Annotated in this window: 19 protein-coding genes; 14 read left to right on the top strand and 5 right to left on the bottom strand. The window is 61.8% G+C overall.

What is annotated here, in order from left to right:
- Positions 1–210: 210 nt before the first annotated feature.
- Positions 211–2121: a beta-N-acetylhexosaminidase gene (locus HX899_RS05950; RefSeq protein ID WP_138333184.1), complete on the top strand. Its 1911-nt coding sequence runs from the start codon at positions 211–213 to the stop codon at positions 2119–2121.
- Positions 2122–2172: 51 nt separating this feature from the next.
- Here the strand turns inward: HX899_RS05950 and HX899_RS05945 are convergent, their stop codons facing one another.
- Positions 2173–3084 carry an ROK family protein gene (locus tag HX899_RS05945; protein ID WP_138333186.1) on the bottom strand — a complete coding sequence of 304 codons (912 nt, stop codon included), beginning with the start codon at positions 3082–3084 and terminating at the stop codon, positions 2173–2175.
- A 399-nt stretch (positions 3085–3483) separates the two neighbouring features.
- On the opposite strand from HX899_RS05945, the gene HX899_RS05940 reads away from it, so the two are divergent.
- The 9 genes from HX899_RS05940 (at position 3484) to HX899_RS05900 (ending at position 13422) form a co-directional block, all read left to right on the top strand.
- Positions 3484–4062 (top strand): exopolysaccharide biosynthesis protein, encoded by a 579-nt coding sequence (locus HX899_RS05940; protein ID WP_081374213.1) that lies wholly within the window; start codon positions 3484–3486, stop codon positions 4060–4062.
- Between the two features lie 150 nt (positions 4063–4212).
- Positions 4213–5166, top strand: coding sequence for a sugar-binding transcriptional regulator (locus HX899_RS05935; RefSeq protein WP_003543131.1), 954 nt, complete (start codon positions 4213–4215; stop codon positions 5164–5166).
- A 146-nt stretch (positions 5167–5312) separates the two neighbouring features.
- Positions 5313–6623: a sugar ABC transporter substrate-binding protein gene (locus HX899_RS05930; RefSeq protein ID WP_138333190.1), complete on the top strand. Its 1311-nt coding sequence runs from the start codon at positions 5313–5315 to the stop codon at positions 6621–6623.
- 139 nt (positions 6624–6762) lie between these two features.
- Positions 6763–7635 carry a carbohydrate ABC transporter permease gene (locus HX899_RS05925; RefSeq protein ID WP_138333192.1) on the top strand — a complete coding sequence of 291 codons (873 nt, stop codon included), beginning with the start codon at positions 6763–6765 and terminating at the stop codon, positions 7633–7635.
- Between the two features lies 1 nt (position 7636).
- Positions 7637–8467 carry a carbohydrate ABC transporter permease gene (locus HX899_RS05920; RefSeq protein WP_003543125.1) on the top strand — a complete coding sequence of 277 codons (831 nt, stop codon included), beginning with the start codon at positions 7637–7639 and terminating at the stop codon, positions 8465–8467.
- 18 nt (positions 8468–8485) lie between these two features.
- Positions 8486–9484 (top strand): ABC transporter ATP-binding protein, encoded by a 999-nt coding sequence (locus HX899_RS05915; protein WP_064650896.1) that lies wholly within the window; start codon positions 8486–8488, stop codon positions 9482–9484.
- 87 nt (positions 9485–9571) lie between these two features.
- Positions 9572–11053 carry a mannitol dehydrogenase family protein gene (locus HX899_RS05910; protein ID WP_138333194.1) on the top strand — a complete coding sequence of 494 codons (1482 nt, stop codon included), beginning with the start codon at positions 9572–9574 and terminating at the stop codon, positions 11051–11053.
- A 96-nt stretch (positions 11054–11149) separates the two neighbouring features.
- Complete coding sequence (locus HX899_RS05905; RefSeq protein WP_138333196.1) at positions 11150–11839, top strand: HAD family phosphatase; 690 nt, start codon at positions 11150–11152, stop codon at positions 11837–11839.
- The gene (locus HX899_RS05900; RefSeq protein WP_181291832.1) at positions 11839–13422 is read left to right on the top strand and encodes an FGGY-family carbohydrate kinase; all 1584 of its coding nucleotides are present in this window, start codon (positions 11839–11841) and stop codon (positions 13420–13422) included. Before HX899_RS05905 ends, HX899_RS05900 begins: the two co-directional genes overlap by 1 nt.
- Positions 13423–13491: 69 nt before the next feature.
- Here HX899_RS05900 and HX899_RS05895 read toward each other — a convergent pair whose 3' ends face one another.
- A complete protein-coding gene (locus HX899_RS05895; protein ID WP_003543085.1) occupies positions 13492–14346 on the bottom strand; it encodes a MurR/RpiR family transcriptional regulator in 855 nt (284 codons plus the stop codon).
- Between the two features lie 234 nt (positions 14347–14580).
- On the opposite strand from HX899_RS05895, the gene HX899_RS05890 reads away from it, so the two are divergent.
- The gene (locus HX899_RS05890; RefSeq protein ID WP_138390622.1) at positions 14581–15294 is read left to right on the top strand and encodes a sulfate transporter family protein; all 714 of its coding nucleotides are present in this window, start codon (positions 14581–14583) and stop codon (positions 15292–15294) included.
- 3 nt (positions 15295–15297) lie between these two features.
- Here HX899_RS05890 and HX899_RS05885 read toward each other — a convergent pair whose 3' ends face one another.
- Positions 15298–15723, bottom strand: a complete 426-nt coding sequence (locus tag HX899_RS05885; RefSeq protein ID WP_138333201.1) for a VOC family protein — start codon at positions 15721–15723, stop codon at positions 15298–15300.
- Positions 15724–15808: 85 nt separating this feature from the next.
- Between HX899_RS05885 and HX899_RS05880 the strand changes: the two genes are divergently transcribed.
- The gene (locus HX899_RS05880) at positions 15809–16387 is read left to right on the top strand and encodes a TetR family transcriptional regulator (protein WP_181291831.1); all 579 of its coding nucleotides are present in this window, start codon (positions 15809–15811) and stop codon (positions 16385–16387) included.
- Here the strand turns inward: HX899_RS05880 and nth are convergent.
- Positions 16352–17158: an endonuclease III gene (nth, locus tag HX899_RS05875; protein WP_181291830.1), complete on the bottom strand. Its 807-nt coding sequence runs from the start codon at positions 17156–17158 to the stop codon at positions 16352–16354. The two genes, HX899_RS05880 and nth, sit on opposite strands and share 36 nt — an antisense overlap.
- On the opposite strand from nth, the gene HX899_RS05870 reads away from it, so the two are divergent.
- Both HX899_RS05870 and HX899_RS05865 read left to right on the top strand, forming a co-directional pair.
- Positions 17157–17654: a DUF2244 domain-containing protein gene (locus HX899_RS05870; protein ID WP_181291829.1), complete on the top strand. Its 498-nt coding sequence runs from the start codon at positions 17157–17159 to the stop codon at positions 17652–17654. The two genes, nth and HX899_RS05870, sit on opposite strands and share 2 nt — an antisense overlap.
- Positions 17655–17833: 179 nt before the next feature.
- On the top strand, positions 17834–18706 hold the full coding sequence (locus HX899_RS05865; protein WP_168310108.1) for a bifunctional helix-turn-helix domain-containing protein/methylated-DNA--[protein]-cysteine S-methyltransferase: 873 nt from the start codon (positions 17834–17836) through the stop codon (positions 18704–18706).
- Positions 18707–18744: 38 nt separating this feature from the next.
- Here HX899_RS05865 and HX899_RS05860 read toward each other — a convergent pair whose 3' ends face one another.
- Positions 18745–19770 (bottom strand): sugar-binding transcriptional regulator, encoded by a 1026-nt coding sequence (locus tag HX899_RS05860; protein WP_181291828.1) that lies wholly within the window; start codon positions 19768–19770, stop codon positions 18745–18747.
- Positions 19771–20038: the final 268 nt, after the last annotated feature.

Here is a 20038-nt window from a genome sequence, read left to right as displayed (position 1 = left end):
GGCGCGGCGAAAGCCGCGCCGTTTTCCTTGCAGGTCACAGCTTCCTCATCAAAGCGCGTCGCTGCCCACAGCGCCGCGCAGTCTTTACAGCCTGCTCCGTCTTGGAGCTGCGCGCCGATTCCATTGCCGCCTCGAAAAAGCTAAGCTGCGAAAGCATGCCGGGAGACCAACCGCGATCCCGGCCACTCAGCGACGAGGCAGGGCACGACCATGGCCGATTACCATCTGGAAGCAAGCTGGAGCCCGATCGAGGGCAATTTCGGGCGCCTCACCTTCACGCTTTTCAACCTTTCGACCGAACCGCTGTCCGGCTTCTCGCTCGCCTATACATCAGAGACGCGGATTGCCGACAAACATGTCTGCGACGGCGGCAGCCTCAAGCGGCGGGTCGCGCATTTCCATGAATTCCTGCCGCCCGAGGGGCTGAGCGTGCCGCCCGGCGGGCGCTGGCGGTTCACGGTCGAGGGGCTGACCAGGGCGCCGAAACATATGACATCAGGCGTCAAGTCGGCCTATCTGACACTTGGCGACGGGCGCCACGTTCCGGTTGGTTTCGGCGATCTGATGCTCGAAGGCCGGGATGGTGGCGTGGCGCCGCCCATTCTGCCGCCGGGCCGGGCCGAGGAACCCTATTCGCTGCTGCCCTGGCCGCTGGCGCTCGGGCTGAAGGCTGGAGAGCTGCCGGTCGTCCTTTATCCGGCCGCGCGGACGCGGGCCGATGCGGTCAAGGCACTCTCGCTGGTTCTCGCGCTTTACCAGCGGCTCTATCCGGCCGACAACGTGCCGTTTTCCCTCAGTGCCGTCGAAGGCGGGCGGGCCATTCGTTTCGTCACCGAATCGTCGATCGCTGCCTTCGCTTACGAATTGCGTTTTACCGCGCATGAGATCGTGCTTTCGAGTGCGGATGATGCCGGGCGGCATTACGGGCTGATCAGCCTGGCGCAATTGCTGCACGGCGCCCGCGCCGATCGCGAGCACTTCAAATTCCCCAGTTTCGGCACGATCGCCGACCAGCCGCGTTATGACTGGCGCGGCTGCCATCTCGATGTGTCCAGGCAGTTCTATCCGGTGGCGGACGTCGCGCGGCTGATCGATATTCTCGCCTGGAACAAGCTCAACATCTTCCACTGGCATCTGACCGATGACGAAGCGTGGCGGCTGGAGATCAAAGCCTACCCCGCGCTGACGGAGATCGGCGCCCGGCGCGGCCCGGACGAAGTGCTCGTGCCGCAGCTCGGCGACGGGGCGCAAACGCGCGCCGGCCATTACACACAGGAGGGCGCTAGGCGGATCGTTGCGCATGCAGCCTCGCTGCATATCGAGGTGGTGCCGGAAATCGATATTCCAGGCCACAGCATGGCGACGCTGTTCTCACTGCCCGAGCTCGTCGACGGGCAGGAGGCGCCGGACAGTTACCGCTCGGTGCAGGGTTATCCGAACAACGCTCTCAATCCGGCTGTAGAATTCACCTACGAATTTCTCGGCAAGGTGTTCGACGAAATGGTGACGCTGTTTCCCGGCGAATATCTCCATATCGGCGGCGACGAAGTGGCGCATGGCGCCTGGCTTTCCTCGCCGCTTTGCAAGGTGCTGATGGAGCGGGAGAAACTTGCCGGCACCGCCGAGCTGCAATCCTATTTCCTGAAACGTATCAAAGCCATGCTGTCGGAGCGCGGCAAGAAACTCGTCGGCTGGAACGAGGTCTCGCATGGCGGCGGGGTCGATCGTGACGGCACGCTGCTGATGGCCTGGGAAAAGTCCGAGGTCGGCATCGAGCTCGCACAGCAAGGTTACGACGTGGTGATGACACCGGGGCAAGCCTATTATCTCGACATGGCGCAGGCAGAGGCCTGGGCCGAGCCCGGCGCCAGCTGGGCGGGCTACGCACCGCCGGAACATACCTATGCTTACGAGGCTGAGGGCGAGCTGCCGGAGGCGCTGCAGGAGAAGATGCGCGGCATCCAGGCCTGCATCTGGACCGAGAACTTCCTCTCGCGCGCCTATTTCAACCGGCTGGTTTTTCCGCGGCTCCCGGCAATCGCCGAGGCTGCCTGGACGCCTTCGGCGCGCAAGGACTGGGATCGATTCGCAGCGGTCGTTCGGATGTGGCCGATGCTTTAAGGAATCGCAATTCCGGACGGAAAATCGCTTCGCACTTTTCGTGGAACTGCTTCAGGCCGCCTCGGCCTTCAGTCCCAAAAGTGCCGCGCCGATCAGGCCGGGTTCGATGCGGCATTCGCTGCGCACCACCAGCGGGCGCTCGAACTTGCGCAGGATGCGGACGCGCACGGCGTGGTCGAGCTCGGCAAGCAGCGGCTCGACATTGGAAAGCCCGCCACCGACCGGTACGATGGTCGCGCCGGTGATGTTGATCGTCAGTGCTAAGGGCGAGGCGACGAGATCGACATAGACGTCGATCGTCCGTGTCGCCTTCTCCTCTCCATGGCGCCACTGAGCGATGATCTCCTCGCTGGCAAGGTCGAGATCGTGCAGCGTCTTATGCAGGCGCTCCAGGCCGCGGGCGCCGCCGACAGTGTCGACGCAACCCTTCTGGCCGCAGCCGCAGGTATAGGCGGGAATGGCGACGGGCGGATTGCCGGCTGCGGATGCGATGATCGGCCCGTGACCCCATTCGCCGGCAAAGCCGCCGGCCTCGTTGACGAGGCGTCCGTCGGCAACCAGGCCGCCGCCGACGCCGGTACCGAGGATGGCGCCGAAGACGATGCGGTGGCCGCGGCCGGCGCCGAGACCGGCTTCGGCCATCGCGAAACAGTCGGCGTCGTTGGCGATCAGCACCGGCAGGCCGAGCTCGGCTTCGAGGTCGGCTGCGAGCGTGCGGCCGTGGATGCAGGGAATGTTGGCGCAGATCAGGCGCTGTGTATCGGGATCGACGACGCCGGCGATGGAAAGGACGATGCGGCTCGGCTGCTCACCGGTTTCGGCGATGATGCCGCGCAGGGTCTCGACGAAAGCGGCAAAATCATCCCTGGGCGTCGGGCGGCGGCCGAGGGGAACGATGTCTGTCTCGGAGCGTGCGATGCCGCCCTTGATGGCGGAGCCGCCGATGTCGAATGAAATGATCATTGCCACTCTGCCGTTTCTCTGGTCTCCCAGCGTCTGCTTGCATTGTTGGCGGGGAATTTCAAGCGCTCATTCGGCGGTGGTGCCGCCGGCTTTAGGGTCGTGCCGTGTGGCATCCCCTCTGTTCTGCTTGATATCTCTGCCACCGGCGGGAGATGGGACAGGCGGGACGGGTTTCCGTCTTCCATCCGTGATGGCACGTTAGAGAAGTCCGGTGAGCCCACGCCCATCGGCTCCGATCGCAGCCGCAATTTCTAACCCCGCAAGTCATTCAATTGGCATATTGCATCGCCAAAATCCGGCCCTACACTTTCATCAACTGCCGGACCCACGACCATCGATACGAGAGAAAACAGTACCATCCGAAGAGCACGTCCCAAAGGCCGCCGCCTCTCATCCATTTTGCGGCAGATGGCCGCCGATCAGAGCCGCGAACGGATCTCGATCGGCGATCTGTTCAACACGATGGGCGACAGGGCGATCAGCGCGTTGATGCTGATCTTCGCGCTGCCGAACGCCTTTCCCACTCCGCCGGGCACCTCGGCCGTGCTCGGTGCGCCATTGGTCTTCCTGGCAGCACAGCTGACCTTCGGGCTGAAGCCCTGGCTACCGAAGGTGATTGCCAACCGTTCGATGCGCCGGGAGGATTTCGAGACCATTGTCGGCCGCATCCATCGCTGGCTCGCCTGGGCCGAGCGCATGTTGAAGCCGAGGCTTGCGATCTTCGCCGAACCGCCGGCGGAATATCTTGCCGGGGCGGCATGCCTGCTGCTGTCGATCGTACTGCTGCTGCCGGTCCCGCTCGGCAATATCCTGCCGGCCGTCACGATCTCCGTCTTCGCGTTCGGGATCTTGGGCCGTGACGGGCTCTTCGCGCTCATCGGCTTCGTGATGACGGCCGTGTCGCTCGTCGTCGCCGGCGGGGTGATTTACGGTCTCGTGAAGGCGGCGATCTATCTCGTCGTGCAATGGTTTGCCTAAACGGAGTTTGCTTGAGTGATGGCGGTTATTTGGCCGACCTCTTTGCAACAGGCTCGACATTTGCCGGAATTTTGTTTTGATCTGGCGCGATACAGACTCAAATCATGTTCGGCGGCGGCACGCCGGCTCATTTTGCGCGGTAGGCGATAGATGGTGAAAAGATCCGAGACCCCTGCACGGCTCGACGACGCGGCGCGTGCCGGCTGGCTCTATTACGTCGCCGGGCGTACGCAGGATGAAATCGCCGCTGCGATGGGCATCTCGCGGCAATCGGCGCAGCGGCTGGTGTCGCTGGCGGTCGCCGAGCGCCTGATCAAGGTGCGGCTCGATCATCCGATCGCCGCCTGCCTGGAGCTCGGCAGTCAGCTGCGGCGGAAATTCGGGCTGAAACATGTGGAGGTGGTGCCGAGCGATCCCGCGTCGTCGTCGACGACGGTCGGTATCGCCGAGGCGGCTGCGGCCGAGATCGAGCGGTGGCTGAAACGGCCAGAGCCGATCGTCCTCGCCATTGGGACCGGCCGCACGCTGAAGGCGGCCGTCGACCAGCTTCCGGCGATCGAATGTCCCAATCACCGCATCGTTTCGTTGACCGGCAATATCGCCCCGGACGGATCGGCGGCCTACTACAACGTCATCTTCAGCATGGCCGATGCCGTGAAGGCGCGACACTATCCGATGCCGTTGCCGGTGCTCGTCACCTCGGCGGAGGAGCGGGAGCTGCTGCATGGCCAACAGCTGGTGCGCTCGACGCTGAATATGAGCGCGCAAGCCGATGTCACCTTCGTCGGCATCGGCGAGCTCGGCATCGATGGGCCGCTCTGCGTCGACGGTTTTCTGGAGAAGGACGAGATGATGGAGCTGATGCGCGGGGGGGCCGTCGGCGAGATCTGCGGCTGGATCTTCGATGTCGACGGCAGGTTGATCGACAACCCGATCAACGAGCGCGTTGCATCGGCGCCGATCCCGTCCCGCGACGCATCGATGGTCATTGGGCTCGCCAAGGGCAAGCGCAAGTTCAAGGCGATCAGGGCTGCCGTTGTCGGCCATCAAATCAATGCTTTGATCACCGATGAAGAGACTGCTGAGTTTTTGCTCAGGAATTGAGCAAAAAATATCCTAGTTAAATCAATTGGATGAATACCCTCTTCGGCATCGCAGCAACGATTGCCGATTGACATTCGTTATCGTTTGTTGAGTAATTGCCCATGAGCGAAGCGAATGCTCACACCCCATCTTCTGGGAGGAAGATTATGACATTGAAAACTTTTATGCTGGGCGCCTGCTCAGCACTGGCGTTTGCCGGCATGGCTTCGGCCGAGACGCTGACAATCGCAACCGTGAACAACGGCGACATGATCCTGATGCAGAAGCTGACGGATGATTTCAAGGCGAAGAATCCCGGCATCGACCTTGAATGGGTAACCCTCGAAGAGAACGTGCTGCGCCAGAAGGTCACGACCGACATCGCGACCAAGGGCGGCCAGTACGATGTTCTGACGATCGGCACCTATGAAGTTCCGATCTGGGCAAAGCAGGGCTGGCTGGTGCCGCTCGACAATCTCGGCGCCAATTACGACGTCGACGACCTGCTGCCGGCGATCCGCAGCGGCCTGACCATGGACGGCAAGCTCTATGCGGCGCCGTTTTACGGCGAAAGCTCGATGGTCATGTACCGCAAGGACCTGTTCGACGCTGCCGGCCTGAAGATGCCGGACGCCCCGACCTGGGACTTCATTGCCGACGCTGCCCGCAAGATCACCAACAAGGACAAGGAAGTCTACGGCATCTGCCTGCGCGGCAAGGCCGGCTGGGGCGAGAACATGGCCTTCCTGACGGCGATGTCCAACTCCTTCGGCGCCCGCTGGTTCGATGAAAACTGGAAGCCGCAGTTCGACCAGCCCGAATGGAAGGACACGCTCGACTTCTACGTCAAGCTGATGAAGGATGCCGGCCCTCCGGGCGCTTCCTCCAACGGCTTCAACGAGAACCTGGCGCTCTTCCAGACCGGCAAGTGCGGCATGTGGATCGATGCCACCGTTGCCGCATCCTTCGTCAGCAATCCGAAGGACTCGACCGTCGCCGACAAGGTCGGCTTCGCGCTCGCTCCCGACAAGGGTCTCGGCAAACGCGGCAACTGGCTGTGGGCCTGGAGCCTCGCCATCCCAGCAGGTTCGCAGAAGGCCGAAGCGGCCGAGAAGTTCGTCGCCTGGGCCACGAGCAAGGACTACACCAAGCTTGTCGCCGAGAAGGAAGGCTGGCTGAACGCACCTCCGGGCACCCGCACCTCGCTCTATGCGAATGCGGAATACCAGAAGGCGGCTCCCTTCGCCAAAATGACGATCGACTCGATCAACGCGGCCGATCCAAGCAAGCCGACCGTCAAGCCGGTTCCCTATGTCGGCGTCCAGTTCGTGGCGATCCCGGAATTCCAGGGCATCGGCACGGCGGTGGGCCAGCAGTTCTCCGCAGCTCTTGCCGGCCAGCTCTCGGTCGACCAGGCCCTGCAGGCAGCACAGCAGTTGGCCACCCGCGAAATGACCAAGGCCGGCTACATTAAGTAAAACCTCCTGAGCAAGAGGCGGATCCTTGACAATCCGCCCCTCTGGGCCGCCGATTGCCCGAACTGCATCGGCGGCCGCTTTTTTCCAGACAAAGCTGCCTTGCGGCCGCTCCCCGCTTCAGTCCAGATCGGTGATTGCCATGGCAACGTTACATACCCGCTCCTCCGCGCGCCTGATGATTGCGCCCTCCGTGCTGCTCCTCTTTGCATGGATGATCGTCCCGCTGGCGATGACCATCTACTTCTCGCTGCTGAACTACAATCTGCTCAACCCCGGCATGGAAAGCTTCGTCGGTTTTCTGAACTATCAGTACTTCCTGACGGATCCGGCCTTCTTCGCGGCGCTGATCAACACGCTGCTGCTTGTCGCCGGCGTGTTGTTGATCACCGTCATCGGCGGCATCGCCTTTGCGCTGCTGCTCGACCAGCCGATGTACGGCCAGGGCATCGTGCGCATCCTGGTGATTGCGCCGTTCTTCGTCATGCCGACGGTGGCCGCACTGGTCTGGAAGAACATGTTCATGAACCCGGTCAACGGGTTGTTTGCCCATCTTGCCAAGGCGCTCGGCCTGCAGCCGATCGACTGGCTGGCGAATGCGCCGCTGTTTTCCGTCATTCTGATCGTCGCCTGGCAATGGCTGCCGTTTGCCACCCTCATCATGCTGACGGCGCTGCAGTCGCTCGACGAGGAGCAGAAGGAAGCCTCCGAAATGGACGGCGCCGGGCCGATCTCGAAGTTCATCTACATCATCCTGCCGCATATGGCGCGCGCCATCACCGTGGTGATCCTGATCCAGACGATCTTCCTGCTTTCGGTCTTTGCCGAAATCCTCGTCACCACCAATGGCGGGCCGGGCACCGACAGTACCAACCTCACCTATCTCGTCTACGTGCAGGCGCTTCTCCAGTTCGATATTGGCGGCGCATCGGCCGGCGGCATCGTGGCTGTTATCCTCGCCAATATCGTCGCGATCTTCCTCGTCCGCCTCGTCGGCAAGAATCTGGAGGCTTGAGATGGCCAGAAAAGTCACAACGCAGCGCAAGCTCATCGTCACCGCGATCGCCTGGACGCTCGGTATCCTGATCTTCTTCCCGATTCTCTGGACGTTTCTCACCAGCTTCAAGTCGGAGGCCGATGCCATTGCCTCGCCGCCGCAGTTCCTGTTCTTCCACTGGACGACGGAGAACTACGCCGAGGTGCAGAGCCGGTCGAACTATCTCGGCCACTTCATGAACTCGGTAATCATCTCCTTCGGCTCGACGCTGATCGGCCTGATCATTGCCATTCCGGCCGCCTGGGCCATGGCGTTTTCGCCGACCAAGCGGACCAAGGACGTGCTGATGTGGATGCTGTCGACCAAGATGATGCCGCCGGTCGGCGCACTGATCCCGATCTATCTGATGTTCCGCAATTTTGGCCTGCTCGACACGCGCACCGGCCTGGTGATCGTGTTGACGCTGATCAACCTGCCGATCATCGTCTGGATGCTCTACACCTACTTCAAGGAAATCCCCGGCGAGATCCTCGAGGCGGCGCGCATGGATGGGGCGTCGCTGATGAAGGAGATCGTCTACGTGCTGACGCCGATGGCGGTGCCCGGCATTGCCTCGACGCTGCTCTTGAACATCATCCTTGCCTGGAACGAGGCGTTCTGGACGCTTAACCTCACCGCCTCGAAGGCGGCGCCGCTGACGGCCTTCATCGCCTCCTATTCCAGCCCCGAGGGTCTGTTTTACGCCAAGCTCTCGGCGGCATCGACGATGGCCATCGCGCCGATCCTGATCCTTGGCTGGTTCAGCCAGAAACAACTCGTCCGCGGCCTGACCTTCGGCGCTGTGAAATAACATAAAAGGGAGAGAAACATGGGCAGCATTACCCTTCAGAAGGTTTCCAAGGTCTTCGGCGAAGCCAAGGTCATCCCTTCGATCGATCTCGACATCAAGGACGGCGAGTTCGTCGTCTTCGTCGGCCCGTCGGGCTGCGGCAAGTCCACGCTGCTTAGGCTGATCGCCGGGCTCGAGGACGTCTCCGGCGGCAAGATCGTCATCGACGGCAGGGACGCCACCGAAAAGGCGCCGTCCGAGCGCGGCCTTGCCATGGTGTTCCAGTCCTATGCGCTTTATCCGCATATGAGCGTGCGCAACAACATCGCCTTCCCGCTGAAGATGGCCGGCATCGACAAGGCGGAGATCGATCGCAAGGTGAGCGATGCCGCCCGGGTGCTTAATCTCACCGACTATCTCGAGCGCAAGCCGCGCCAGCTGTCCGGTGGCCAGCGCCAGCGCGTGGCGATCGGCCGCGCCATCGTGCGTCAGCCTTCGGCCTTCCTGTTCGACGAACCGCTGTCTAACCTCGATGCGGCGCTACGCGTCAACATGCGCCTCGAAATCAGCGAGTTGCACCAGCAGCTGAAGACGACGATGGTCTACGTCACCCACGACCAGGTCGAGGCGATGACCATGGCCGACAAGATCGTCGTCCTGAACAGGGGCAATATCGAGCAGGTCGGATCGCCGCTCGAACTCTACAGTCGCCCCCGCAACCTGTTCGTCGCCGGCTTCATCGGATCGCCGAAAATGAACTTCATCACCGGCCAAAACGCCGCCGCGCTCAACGCTCATACCATCGGCGTCCGGCCCGAACATGTGCTGCTGTCGATGGAAAGCGGCGACTGGAAGGGCAGGGTCGTGGTCGCCGAACATCTCGGTTCCGACACCTTCCTGCATATCGATGCCGATGGCATCGGCATGCTGACGGCGCGCGGCAGCGGCGATTTCGCCGCCAAAGCGGGCGATACGGTCTTCCTGACGCCGGACCGTTCGCGTATTCATAAATTCAACGAAGGCGGTCTTGCCATCTGAGGCAGGCGGCCGGGCCGGGGGCAGGCATGCGAGCCGGACGATGGCGCCCGGCCGTCTCGGCAAGAAGACCTTCAAGAGGACTGAAACATGACGTGCAAACTATCGCTGGCAACGCTATCGGATGTGGCGCGCACTGCTGCCATCCCTGGATATGACAGGGCGTCGCTGAAAGCCGGCATCGTGCACTTCGGCGTCGGCAATTTTCACCGGGCCCATCAGGCGATCTATCTCGACGATCTCTTCAACGCGGGCACGGATCACGACTGGGCGATCGTCGGCGCTGGCGTGCTGCCGTCGGATGCCGCTATGCGCGAAAAGCTTGCGGCGCAGGATTTCCTGACGACGGTGGTCGAACAGGACAACAACAAGACGGCGGCGCGCGTCACTGCACCGATGATCGACATCCTGCCGGTCGGCGATGCCGCTGCGATCATCGGCAGGCTTGCCGATCCCGAAATCCGCATCGTTTCGATGACGATCACCGAGGGCGGTTATTTCATCGATGCATCAGGCACGTTCAATCCGGCCCATCCGGCGATCGCCGCAGACGGCGAGAACCCCGATGCGCCGAAGACGGTGTTCGGCCTGATCGTTGCCGGCCTGAAGGCGCGCAAGGACAAAGGCATCGGACCCTTCACCGTCATGTCCTGCGACAACATTCCCCATAATGGCATCGTCACCGCCAATGCCGTCGTGGGCACGGCGGCACTTTCGGATCCTGCCTTTGCCGACTGGATCCGCGCGAATGTCGCCTTCCCGAACGCCATGGTCGACCGAATCACGCCGGCGACCAGCCAGCGCGAGATCGATTTCCTCAGGGACAATTTCCAGATCGAGGACAGTTGGCCGGTCTATTGCGAGGAATTCAAGCAATGGGTGCTCGAGGATAAGTTCACCGCCGGCCGGCCGGCGCTGGAAAAGGTCGGCGTGACCTTCGTTGCCGATGTCACGCCTTACGAGCATATGAAGATCCGCATCCTCAACGGCGGGCATGCCGCGATCGCCTATCCGGCGGCGCTGATGGACATTCATTTCGTGCATGATTCCATGGAAGACCCGCTGATCCGCGCCTTCCTCGCCAAGCTCGAGAAAGACGAGATCATTCCGATCGTACCGCCGGTACCGAACACGTCGCTGACGGATTATTTCGCGCTGATCGAACATCGCCTGCTCAATCCGAAGATTGCCGACACCATTCCGCGGCTGGCGCAGGACGGCTCGAACCGTCAACCGAAATTCATCCTGCCGTCGACGCTCGACAATCTGAGTCAGGGCAGGGATGTCGTCGGTCTGGCGCTGGTTTCAGCACTCTGGTGCCGTTATTTCGCCGGCAAGACCGACAGCGGCAAGGATATCGTCTTCAACGACGCGAGCGCAGAGCGCCTGCATGCGGCAGCGCTGAAAGCCAAGGACGATCCGTCGGCCTTCCTCGCCTTCGACGATATTTTCGGCGAAGTGGCGAAATCCGAACTTTTCCGCAAGCGTTTTGCCCATGCTCTCAAAACCCTGTGGGAAAAGGGCACGCGGGAGACGCTGCAGCTCTATCTCGACGGCAAGCTCGCAGTGTAAGAAATTCGGTGGCGGTCTCTACTGCCGCCATTCATCCGGCCTTGCGAGTGAAGCGGGACGGTAACGCGTTCGAATTGAACTCAGGTTGGGTCTTGCATGGCTGATGCTGAAACACGGCTGGTGATCTTCGATTGCGATGGCGTACTCGTCGACAGCGAGCCGATCTCGATCAGCGTGCTCGTCGGGGCGATGAACGATCTCGGCGTCTCGATCACCGAGGACCAGGCCTATGAGCGTTTTCTCGGCCGCAGCCTGTCGACCCTCATCGATACGCTGGAAACCGAATTCAACGTCCATGCCGACGAGGAATTCCTCGAGCGTATCCGCATCGAACTCTACGCCCGTTTCCGCACGGAACTGAAGCCGCTCGACGGTATCGCCGCGGCGATCGACGGGCTAGGCGTTCGCTGTTGCGTTGCCTCCTCCAGCCAGATGGAACGAATCCGGTTGTCGCTATCGGTGACTGGGCTTCTCGACAGGCTGCCCGACATCTTCAGCGCAACGATGGTCAAGCGCGGCAAGCCGGCGCCCGATCTCTTCCTGCATGCGGCGCGTGAAATGCAGGTTGAGCCGGCTCATTGCCTTGTCGTCGAAGACAGCCCGGCCGGCATTGCCGCCGCCAAGGCGGCAGGTATGACGGTCTTTGCCTTTACCGGCGGATCACACGCCAATTTCACCGGATATCGTGCCGAACTCGACCGCCTTTCGCCTGATGTGGTGTTTGACGCCATGCCGGATTTGATACACCTTGTCCGCAACCATAAGCTGGACGGGACCAAGACTTGATGCGTGATCATGTGGTTGCGGTGGATATCGGCACGGGCAGCGCGCGCGCCGGCGTCTTCGATGCACGCGGCCGTCTGCTCGCCAAGGCCGAGCATCCGATCGTGATGAACCGGTCGCGCGAAAACCATGCCGAGCATGATTCCGAAGACATCTGGTCGGCCGCCTGCACGTCAGTGCGCAGGGCGATGGAGCAATCCGGCATCGCCGCCGCCTCGGTCGGAGCGATCGGCTTCGACGCCACCTGTTCGCTCGTCGTCCGTGACCTCGAGGGTCGGCAGCTCAGCGTTTCCACAGGCGGCGAGAGGCGTTTCGACACGATCGTCTGGCTCGATCACCGGGCGCTGAAGGAAGCCGATTTCTGCACGGCGACGGAGCACAGGGTGCTCGAACATTCCGGCCACGTGATGTCGCCGGAAATGGAAATGCCGAAGCTGATGTGGCTGAAGAAGAAGCTGCCCGCCACATGGGAAAAGGCCGGCTACTTCTTCGATCTCGCCGATTTCATGACGTGGAAATCGACCGGATCGGCCGCCCGTTCGCGCTGCACGCTGACGGCGAAATGGAACTATCTCGCCCATCTCGAAAAGGGCTGGCAGCAGGATTTCCTGGAACGAATCGGCCTTGAGGACCTTCAGGCGCGCGGCCACCTGCCGGATGAGACCACGCCTGTCGGAGACAGCGTCGGTCGGCTGACTGAGGAAGCGGCGGAAGCGCTGGGGCTGACTGTGGACTGCCGTGTCGCCGCCGGGATGATCGACGCCTATGCCGGCGCACTCGGCGCGCTCGGCGGCTATGCCGCTGATCCTGTCAAACGCGAGCACCAACTGGCGCTGATTGCCGGCACATCGAGCTGCATCGTTACCTTCTCGCGGGAGCGCAAGCCAAGCCATGGCATGTGGGGTCCCTATTACGAGGCTGTCTTCCCGCAATCCTGGCTGGTGGAGGCCGGGCAATCGGCGACCGGCGCGCTACTCGACCACATCGTGCGCATGCATGCGGCCGGCGGCGAGCCGACGGCGGCGCTGCATCAGAGGATCGTCGCGCGTATCGCCGAATTGCGGGCCGAGGAGGGCGATGCCTTCGGTGCGCGGATCTTCGTGCTGCCGGATTTCCATGGCAACCGTTCGCCGCTCGCCGATCCGCATGCGGTCGGCGTCGTCAGCGGACTGACGCTCGATACGTCCTTCGACGGGCTCTGCGCGCTTTATTGGCGCTCTGCGGTGGGGATTGCGCTCGGCATCCGCCATATTCTGGAAATGATGAAGGAATACGGCTACATGACCGATACGCTCCATATCGCCGGCGGACACGTGAAAAACCCGGTGCTGATGGAGCTTTATAGCGATGCGACCGGCTGCAAGGTCGTGGTGCCAAAGATGAACGAAGCGGTGCTGCTCGGCACGGCGATCGCGGCCTCCGTCGCCTGCGGCCTGTACAAGGATCTGGCGGCGGCCGGCGAGGCGATGTATCCGGGCGCCGACGAACGGCTTCCCGACAAGGCGAAGCAGGCGCTCTACGACCGCGACTACCGCCGTCTTCTCGCCATGCACCGGCACCGCGCCGAATTGGAAACGATGCAATAGAGCAGCGCGTGTCTTTCAGACGCGCTAAAGGAACTCTATCACTCTGAACCTGCGCATAGTCCCTTTAAATTAGTGGTTCGCCGTCTCGCCGAGCACGGTCGCGAACTCCATCATGCGGCGGCGGCGAAGTGCCGCCTCCTCTCCGACTTGGAGGATGACGGATTCCGACAGGCAGTCGAGCAGCGCGATCAGCGGCGGAAGATTGTCGAGATCGGGGGCACGAGCGGGCGGCAGAGGCAGCATGACGTTCGACTGGTCCGCCATCCAGTCCGCTTGCTGCGGCGAAATGAGCACGACCTTATAGCCGTAGCGCCGCGCCGTTCTGGCAAGCAGCCGCGCCTTGGCGAAGCGGCGACAATCGATGATGACGAGCAGTGCGTCGTCGACCGCCAGCCGGGCGAAGAGTTCCGCAAAACGATTGTCGGCGGCGTCGAGCGTGCGCACGCCGTCGCGGGCTTGTGTCAGCCGCTGGCAGAAATGATTGGCCAGGCTTGCGAGCCGCGCATGCGTGGCGATCGACACTTCGCGGGCAGTGCTGATCAAGCCGACGGCTTCCGACCAGTGCGGCTGCGCCGTCAGATGATAGATATGATGGAGGGCCTGGATCTGTTCGGCAACCAGCACGGCCAGCGGTTTGCCCTCCGCGGCGTCGGCATGCAGCTCGCTCATGGCGCTCTGTAATTGCGCCGGCGATGTCGTCACGGTCTCGCGAATCTCCACCTTGACGCTGTCCAATCCCTGATAACCGAGCGAGCGCAGGAAGCGCCCGACGGTCATCGGCGAGAGATCCAGCCTGTCGGCAACGGACGCAGCCGTCTCGAACGGCAGGTCGTTCAGATGTTCGGTGAAATATTTCGCGATACGGCGCTCGGCCGGTGTGCCGGTTTTTGCGTATTGCCTGAGTTTTTGCACAAAGTCTTCCACGGCAGCCTCCCCATCTTCCTCAGAGGCGTTCCGTGGATGCGCTGTTGCGACCCCTTGTCTTTGCAACTATTTCGGAAGCTGCTTCTCAGGCCCGTGCGTATTTCATGTATGTCACAATATTATATTAGTATTTAGTTTTCGACAAGTTTTCTATTACTGAATGCAATTTTATTCTCTCTTGTCGGTGGCCCGCATCTTCCCTACATCTTCGGCGCAACCGGAGACGCCTGAGACATGATTCTTGACGCCGCTCGACTTTCGCTCGCCAATCTGTTCGCAACGGAAACACGCTCTGTCTTCTGGAAGGTGCTCGGCCTGACGGTTCTCGTGCTTGTCGGCCTCTGGTTCGCGCTGCGCGGGGCCTTCATGGCCTTTCTCTTTCCCTGGCTCACGAGCTTCTTTCCCGATATGCCGGATTGGGCGGGGTGGTTCGCTCTCATCTTCGCAATTTTTGCCGGTATCGGCCTTGCTCTCATGCTGGCGTTGCTGCTGTCGCCGGTGACGGCGCTGATTGCCGGTCTGTTTCTCGACGACGTCGCCGAGGTCATCGAAAAGCGCGACTATCCCAAGGACACGCCGGGCACCGCCATGCCGCTCGGTCCGGCGATGGCAAGCTCGATCAAGTTCCTCGGCGTGGTGATCCTCGGCAATATCGTGGCATTGCTGCTGCTGTTCATACCCGGCGTCAATCTGGTCGCGTTCTTTCTGGTGAACGGCTATCTGCTCGGACGGGAATTCTTCGAATTCGCCGCCATGCGCTTCCGTTCGCCGGATGAGGCGCGGCTCTTCCGCGCCAAGCATGCCTCCACCGTCTTTCTCGGCGGGCTGATGATCGCCCTTTTCCTGGCGATCCCGATCGTCAATCTTCTGACGCCGCTTTTTGCCGCCGGCATGATGGTGCATCTGCACAAGCTGGTTTCCGCACGAGACACCGGGTTGCGAGCCTGAGGCTCAAGCGGGCAGGGCGGAGGCGTCGTACATCGCCGCGAATTCGGCGCTCGGCGGGATCGGCTTGATGATGTCGATCAGCACGCCGTTCGGATCGGCGGTGATGAAATGCCGCTGGCCGAAATCCTCGTCGCGGATTTCTCTGAGAATTGGCAGGCCGGCGTTCCGGCAGGCTGTATAGATCGCATCGACATCGGCGACCTCGAAATTGAGGAGCAGGCCGGACACCCTGCCGCGGGCTATGGCCGGGATGGTCTCGTGGCTGCCGTCAAGGATGGCAAGCGCGATATGCTCCTCCTCTGCCGATTGCAGGTGAACATACCAGTCGCTTTCGAACAGAGCTTTGAAGCCGAAATGCGTGCAATAGAAGCTGGCGGTGCCGGCAACGTCGTCGGTCATGATGACAGGGTAATAGCTCGTCGATTTCATCTCGTTTTCCTCCTTTTTTGTTTACATACAATGTGTATGTTTTTGACTATTTATATACATTCTGTTTGTATGTAAATAGGCGTGCATGAGCCGCAGCAATCGCGAAAGAACGGAGCAGACGAGGCAGGCACTGATCGATGCCGGTCGACGTCTCTTCGTCGAGAAAGGTTATGCCGAAACCGCGACGCCGGAGATCGTCACGGCGGCGGGAGTGACGCGGGGCGCGCTCTACCACCATTTTGAAGACAAGAAGGCGCTTTTTCGGGCGGTTATCGAATGCGAGGCGCGCGCGGTGGCCGCGGCGATCGAGGCGCGCTCGGCGTCCTACGGCGCGCCGCGTGCCATGCTGATCGCCGGTGCCTCGGCCTATTTCGATGCGATGATGGCGCAAGGGCGCACGCGGCTGCTGTTGATCGAGGCACCTGCCGTTCTCGGCCCGCTGGCGAGTGCGACAATCGATGCAGAGAATGCGGAAGCGACGCTGCGGGCAGGGCTTGCAGCGATGCTTCCAGAGGCCGGCGCTATGCTCGAACCGCTGACGTCGCTGCTATCGGCGGCCTTCGATCGCGCGGCGATCGCGATCGAAGTGGGCGCTGAAAGGCGGCATTACGAGCAGGCGATCGCTGTCCTACTCGACGGCCTCGCCGATCACCTGCGGCGGTAGCTCGACCAGCGGCGCCGGCACATCCCAACTCTTCTCCGGCGATTTGCAGAGATCGGCGATGATACAGCGCTCGCATTCGGGCCGGCGCGCCTTGCAGGTGTAGCGACCGTGCAGGATCAGCCAGTGATGGGCGTGATAGAGGTAATGGTTCGGGATCACCTTCATCAGCCGCGCCTCGACCTCGTCGGGCGTCTTGCCGGGGGCAAGCCTGATGCGATTGGCGATGCGGAAGATGTGCGTGTCGACGGCCATCGTCGCCTGGCCGAAAGCCATGGAAAGCACGACATTGGCGGTCTTGCGGCCGACGCCCGGCAACCTCACCAGTTCGTCGCGGGTCTCCGGCACCTTGGCGCCGAATTGGTCGACCAGCATCTGCGAGAGCGCGATGACGTTTTTCGCCTTGTTGCGGTAGAGGCCGATCGTCCTGATGTGGTCGCGCAGCCGCTCTTCACCGAGATCGAGCATCTTTTCCGGCGTATCGGCAATCTTGAAGAGCGCGCGCGTCGCCTTGTTGACGCCAACATCGGTTGCTTGCGCCGAAAGCGCGACGGCGACGACGAGCGTGAAGGGGTTGGTGTGCTCGAGCTCGCCTCTCGGTTCCGGCCGCTGCACCGAGAAGCGGCGGAAGATCTCCTCGCGCTCGGCCAGCGAATAGGCCGTGCGCACCGCGGCCGCCGGCTTGCGGCGGGCGATCACATTCGCGTCCTGCGGCGTCTTGGTAACGGATTTGAGTTTCGGATTCGCCATGGAAACTCTATAATCAGCAGCCATGACGGAAAGCAACGCCGACAGCTTCAATGAGCAGCCTGTTTTCGCTGCCGAGCTCTTTCCCCACCGGTCGCTCGGCCGCCGGGGCTTCAAGGTGCTGCTTGCCCTATCCGGCGCCGTCTGCTTGCTTTACGGCACGTTCTTCATCGCGACGGGGGCCTGGCCGATCGGCTTGTTCTTCGGAGTGGATTTTCTGCTTCTCTACGGCGCCTTCTGGCTGAATTACCGCTCCGGGAAAGCGCGCGAACAGGTGACGGTATCGCGTACGGACGTGTCGGTGCGCAAGTTTGCGCCATCGGGACGGATGGTGGAGCATCATTTCAATCCGTTCTGGACGCGCTTCCTCGTTCGCCGGCACCACGAGATCGGCATCCTTTCCATGCATATCTTCGGCGAAGGCCGGCGCACGGATATCGGCTCCTTCCTCAATCCCGATGATCGCGAAAGCTTCGCCAAGGCCTTCAAGGGAGCGCTGGCGACGGTCAAGCAGCGGATCTGAGCTAGAGCGGTTCAGCTTTTCACGGAAGCGCAGAACCGCTCTAGCTTTTGTTTTTACGCAATTCCGGACGGAAAACCGCTTCGCACTTTTCCTGGCATTGCTCTATCCAGCGGCTACGCAAGAATCGGGTGGTTTGCTCACGCCCTATTGACTATCTCCTTGTTACAAGGAGAAAGACGATGAATATGATTGCCAACCTGCAGACAGACATCACGCCTGACGGCCCTGATTATGACATTGTCCGTCGGGTGATCGAACTCATCACCGAGGATTACCGCGACCAGCCTTCACTGGAGGCGATCGCGGCGCGGCTCAACCAGTCGCCGACCCAGCTGCAGAAGACCTTCACCCGCTGGGCCGGGCTGTCGCCCAAAGGCTTCCTGCAGGCGGTGACGCTCGACCACGCCAAGCGGCTGCTGCGCAAGGAAGACATGCCGCTGCTCGAGACCTCGATTGAGGTCGGCCTCTCCGGGCCGAGCCGCCTGCACGATCTTTTCGTCACCCATGAGGCGATGTCGCCCGGCGAATGGAAGGCCAAGGGCGGTGGTCTCATCATCCGCTACGGCTTCCACATCTGCCCCTTCGGCGTGGCGCTGATCATGGTGACCGACCGCGGCCTTGCCGGCCTTGCCTTCAGCGATTCCGGCGACGAGCGGGCCTGCCTCGAGGATATGACCTGCCGCTGGCCGAACGCCGAATATGTCGAAGACCTGCAGGCGACGGTTCCCTATGCCGCCCGCATCTTCGAGCCCGGCAAATGGTCCTCCGATCAACCGCTGCGTGTCGTGCTGATCGGCACGGATTTCCAGGTGCGCGTCTGGCAGAGCCTGCTGAAAATCCCGTTCGGCAAGGCCGTCACCTATTCCGATATCGCCAACGATATCGGTCGGCCGACGGCGCAGCGCGCCGTGGGTGCGGCGGTCGGGGCAAACCCGATCTCCTTCGTGGTGCCTTGCCACCGGGCGCTTGGCAAGAACGGCGCGCTGACGGGCTACCATTGGGGCCTCACTCGCAAACGGGCGATGCTCGGCTGGGAATCGGCGCACGCCTGAATGAGGTTTCCTGGGCGGAGCGGCGGGTCGTTCGCCGCTTATCGCTCTGCCACTTCTCCCTGCTGTGGAGAAATGACAGACGGTGACGTCTCGGCCAGTTCCAATAACGCCCGTGCCGCACTTTCATCGGTGATCAGCGTGTTGCAGCCGATGCGCTTGATCGTCGCACGGATCGCCACGGCCCGATGGGCGCCACCGGAGGAGAGCACGATATGCTTCGCCTCTTTCAGCGTATCGAGATCGACGGACATCACGCGCCGATTGATCGAGTGGTCGACCGAATTGCCGTCCTTGTCGAGGAAGTTGAACATCGTGTCGCAGACGCAGCCGGCATCGATCAGTTCCTGCAGCTCGGCCTTTGAGATCCAGCCCTCCGACAGCGAGGTCGAATGCGGACCGATATCGCCGCAGCTGACGATCGCCAGATCGAGGTTTTCGGCGAGACGATAAATCGTGTCCAGCCCGCATTTCTCGATCAGATTGCGCTTGGTCTCGATGGAATCGACGAGGAGCGGCGCCAGGAACATGTAGCATTCGGCGCCGAGCTGGTTTGCCAGCCGCCATGTGTAATCGATCGGGTTCGTCTGATGCACGGCGACGATGCCGCCCAAGAGCGAGACGACTTTGCAATTGGCGCGGCGCGGCGGCCGGAAGCTCGACAGCGAAGCGGTCATGGTGCGGCCCCAGCCGACGCCGATGGTATAGTCGTCGGGGATGGCTTCCGAGAGGAACTGGCCGAGCGCCAGGCCGACATTTTTAGCCAGCGAATTGACGTCACCATTGACCGGCGCAGGGACGACGATCGCCTCGTCGAGGCCATAGGCAAGCTCCAGCTTCACCGAAAGTTCAACGCAGTCGCCGATCGAATCGTTGATCCAGATCTGGACTTCGCTGCGTTTCATCGCCTCGTCGAGCAGGCGGATCACCGTGGTGCGGCTGATGCCGAGCTGTTCGGCGACGTCCTTCTGGGTCAGACCCTCGTTGTAATAGAGCCATGCCGCCCTGAGCCGCAGCGAGGATGCCTCCGAATAGGCCGTGTGCGTGCCGCGTTTGAGCTTGACCACATCTCCTCCGCACGATTTCCTGCCCTAGATCCCTGATGGGATGAAAGGCCTTAGCGACGCTTTTGTTGCCGGGGATAATGACGGGTGTGACACTTATGTCAATTGAAATGCACAAATGTCCTTGACTTTTCGCAAGGCGAATGGCGATAGTCCGGGTGACACACGTCGTTCTTGTCCGTCCGAGGAGGACATAGTGCGGGCATGCCGAAAGTCACGACCGGCCTTCCAGCCGCAGGCGGCATCGCTTGCGTGCGAGCAGCCGTTCGTT

Origin of the sequence: Rhizobium sp. WYCCWR 11146, from assembly GCF_013591995.1 — a bacterium.
Lineage (GTDB): Bacteria > Pseudomonadota > Alphaproteobacteria > Rhizobiales > Rhizobiaceae > Rhizobium > Rhizobium indicum.
Note: the sequence above shows the minus strand (reverse complement) of the source record. Positions and strands in the feature narration are given on the sequence as shown.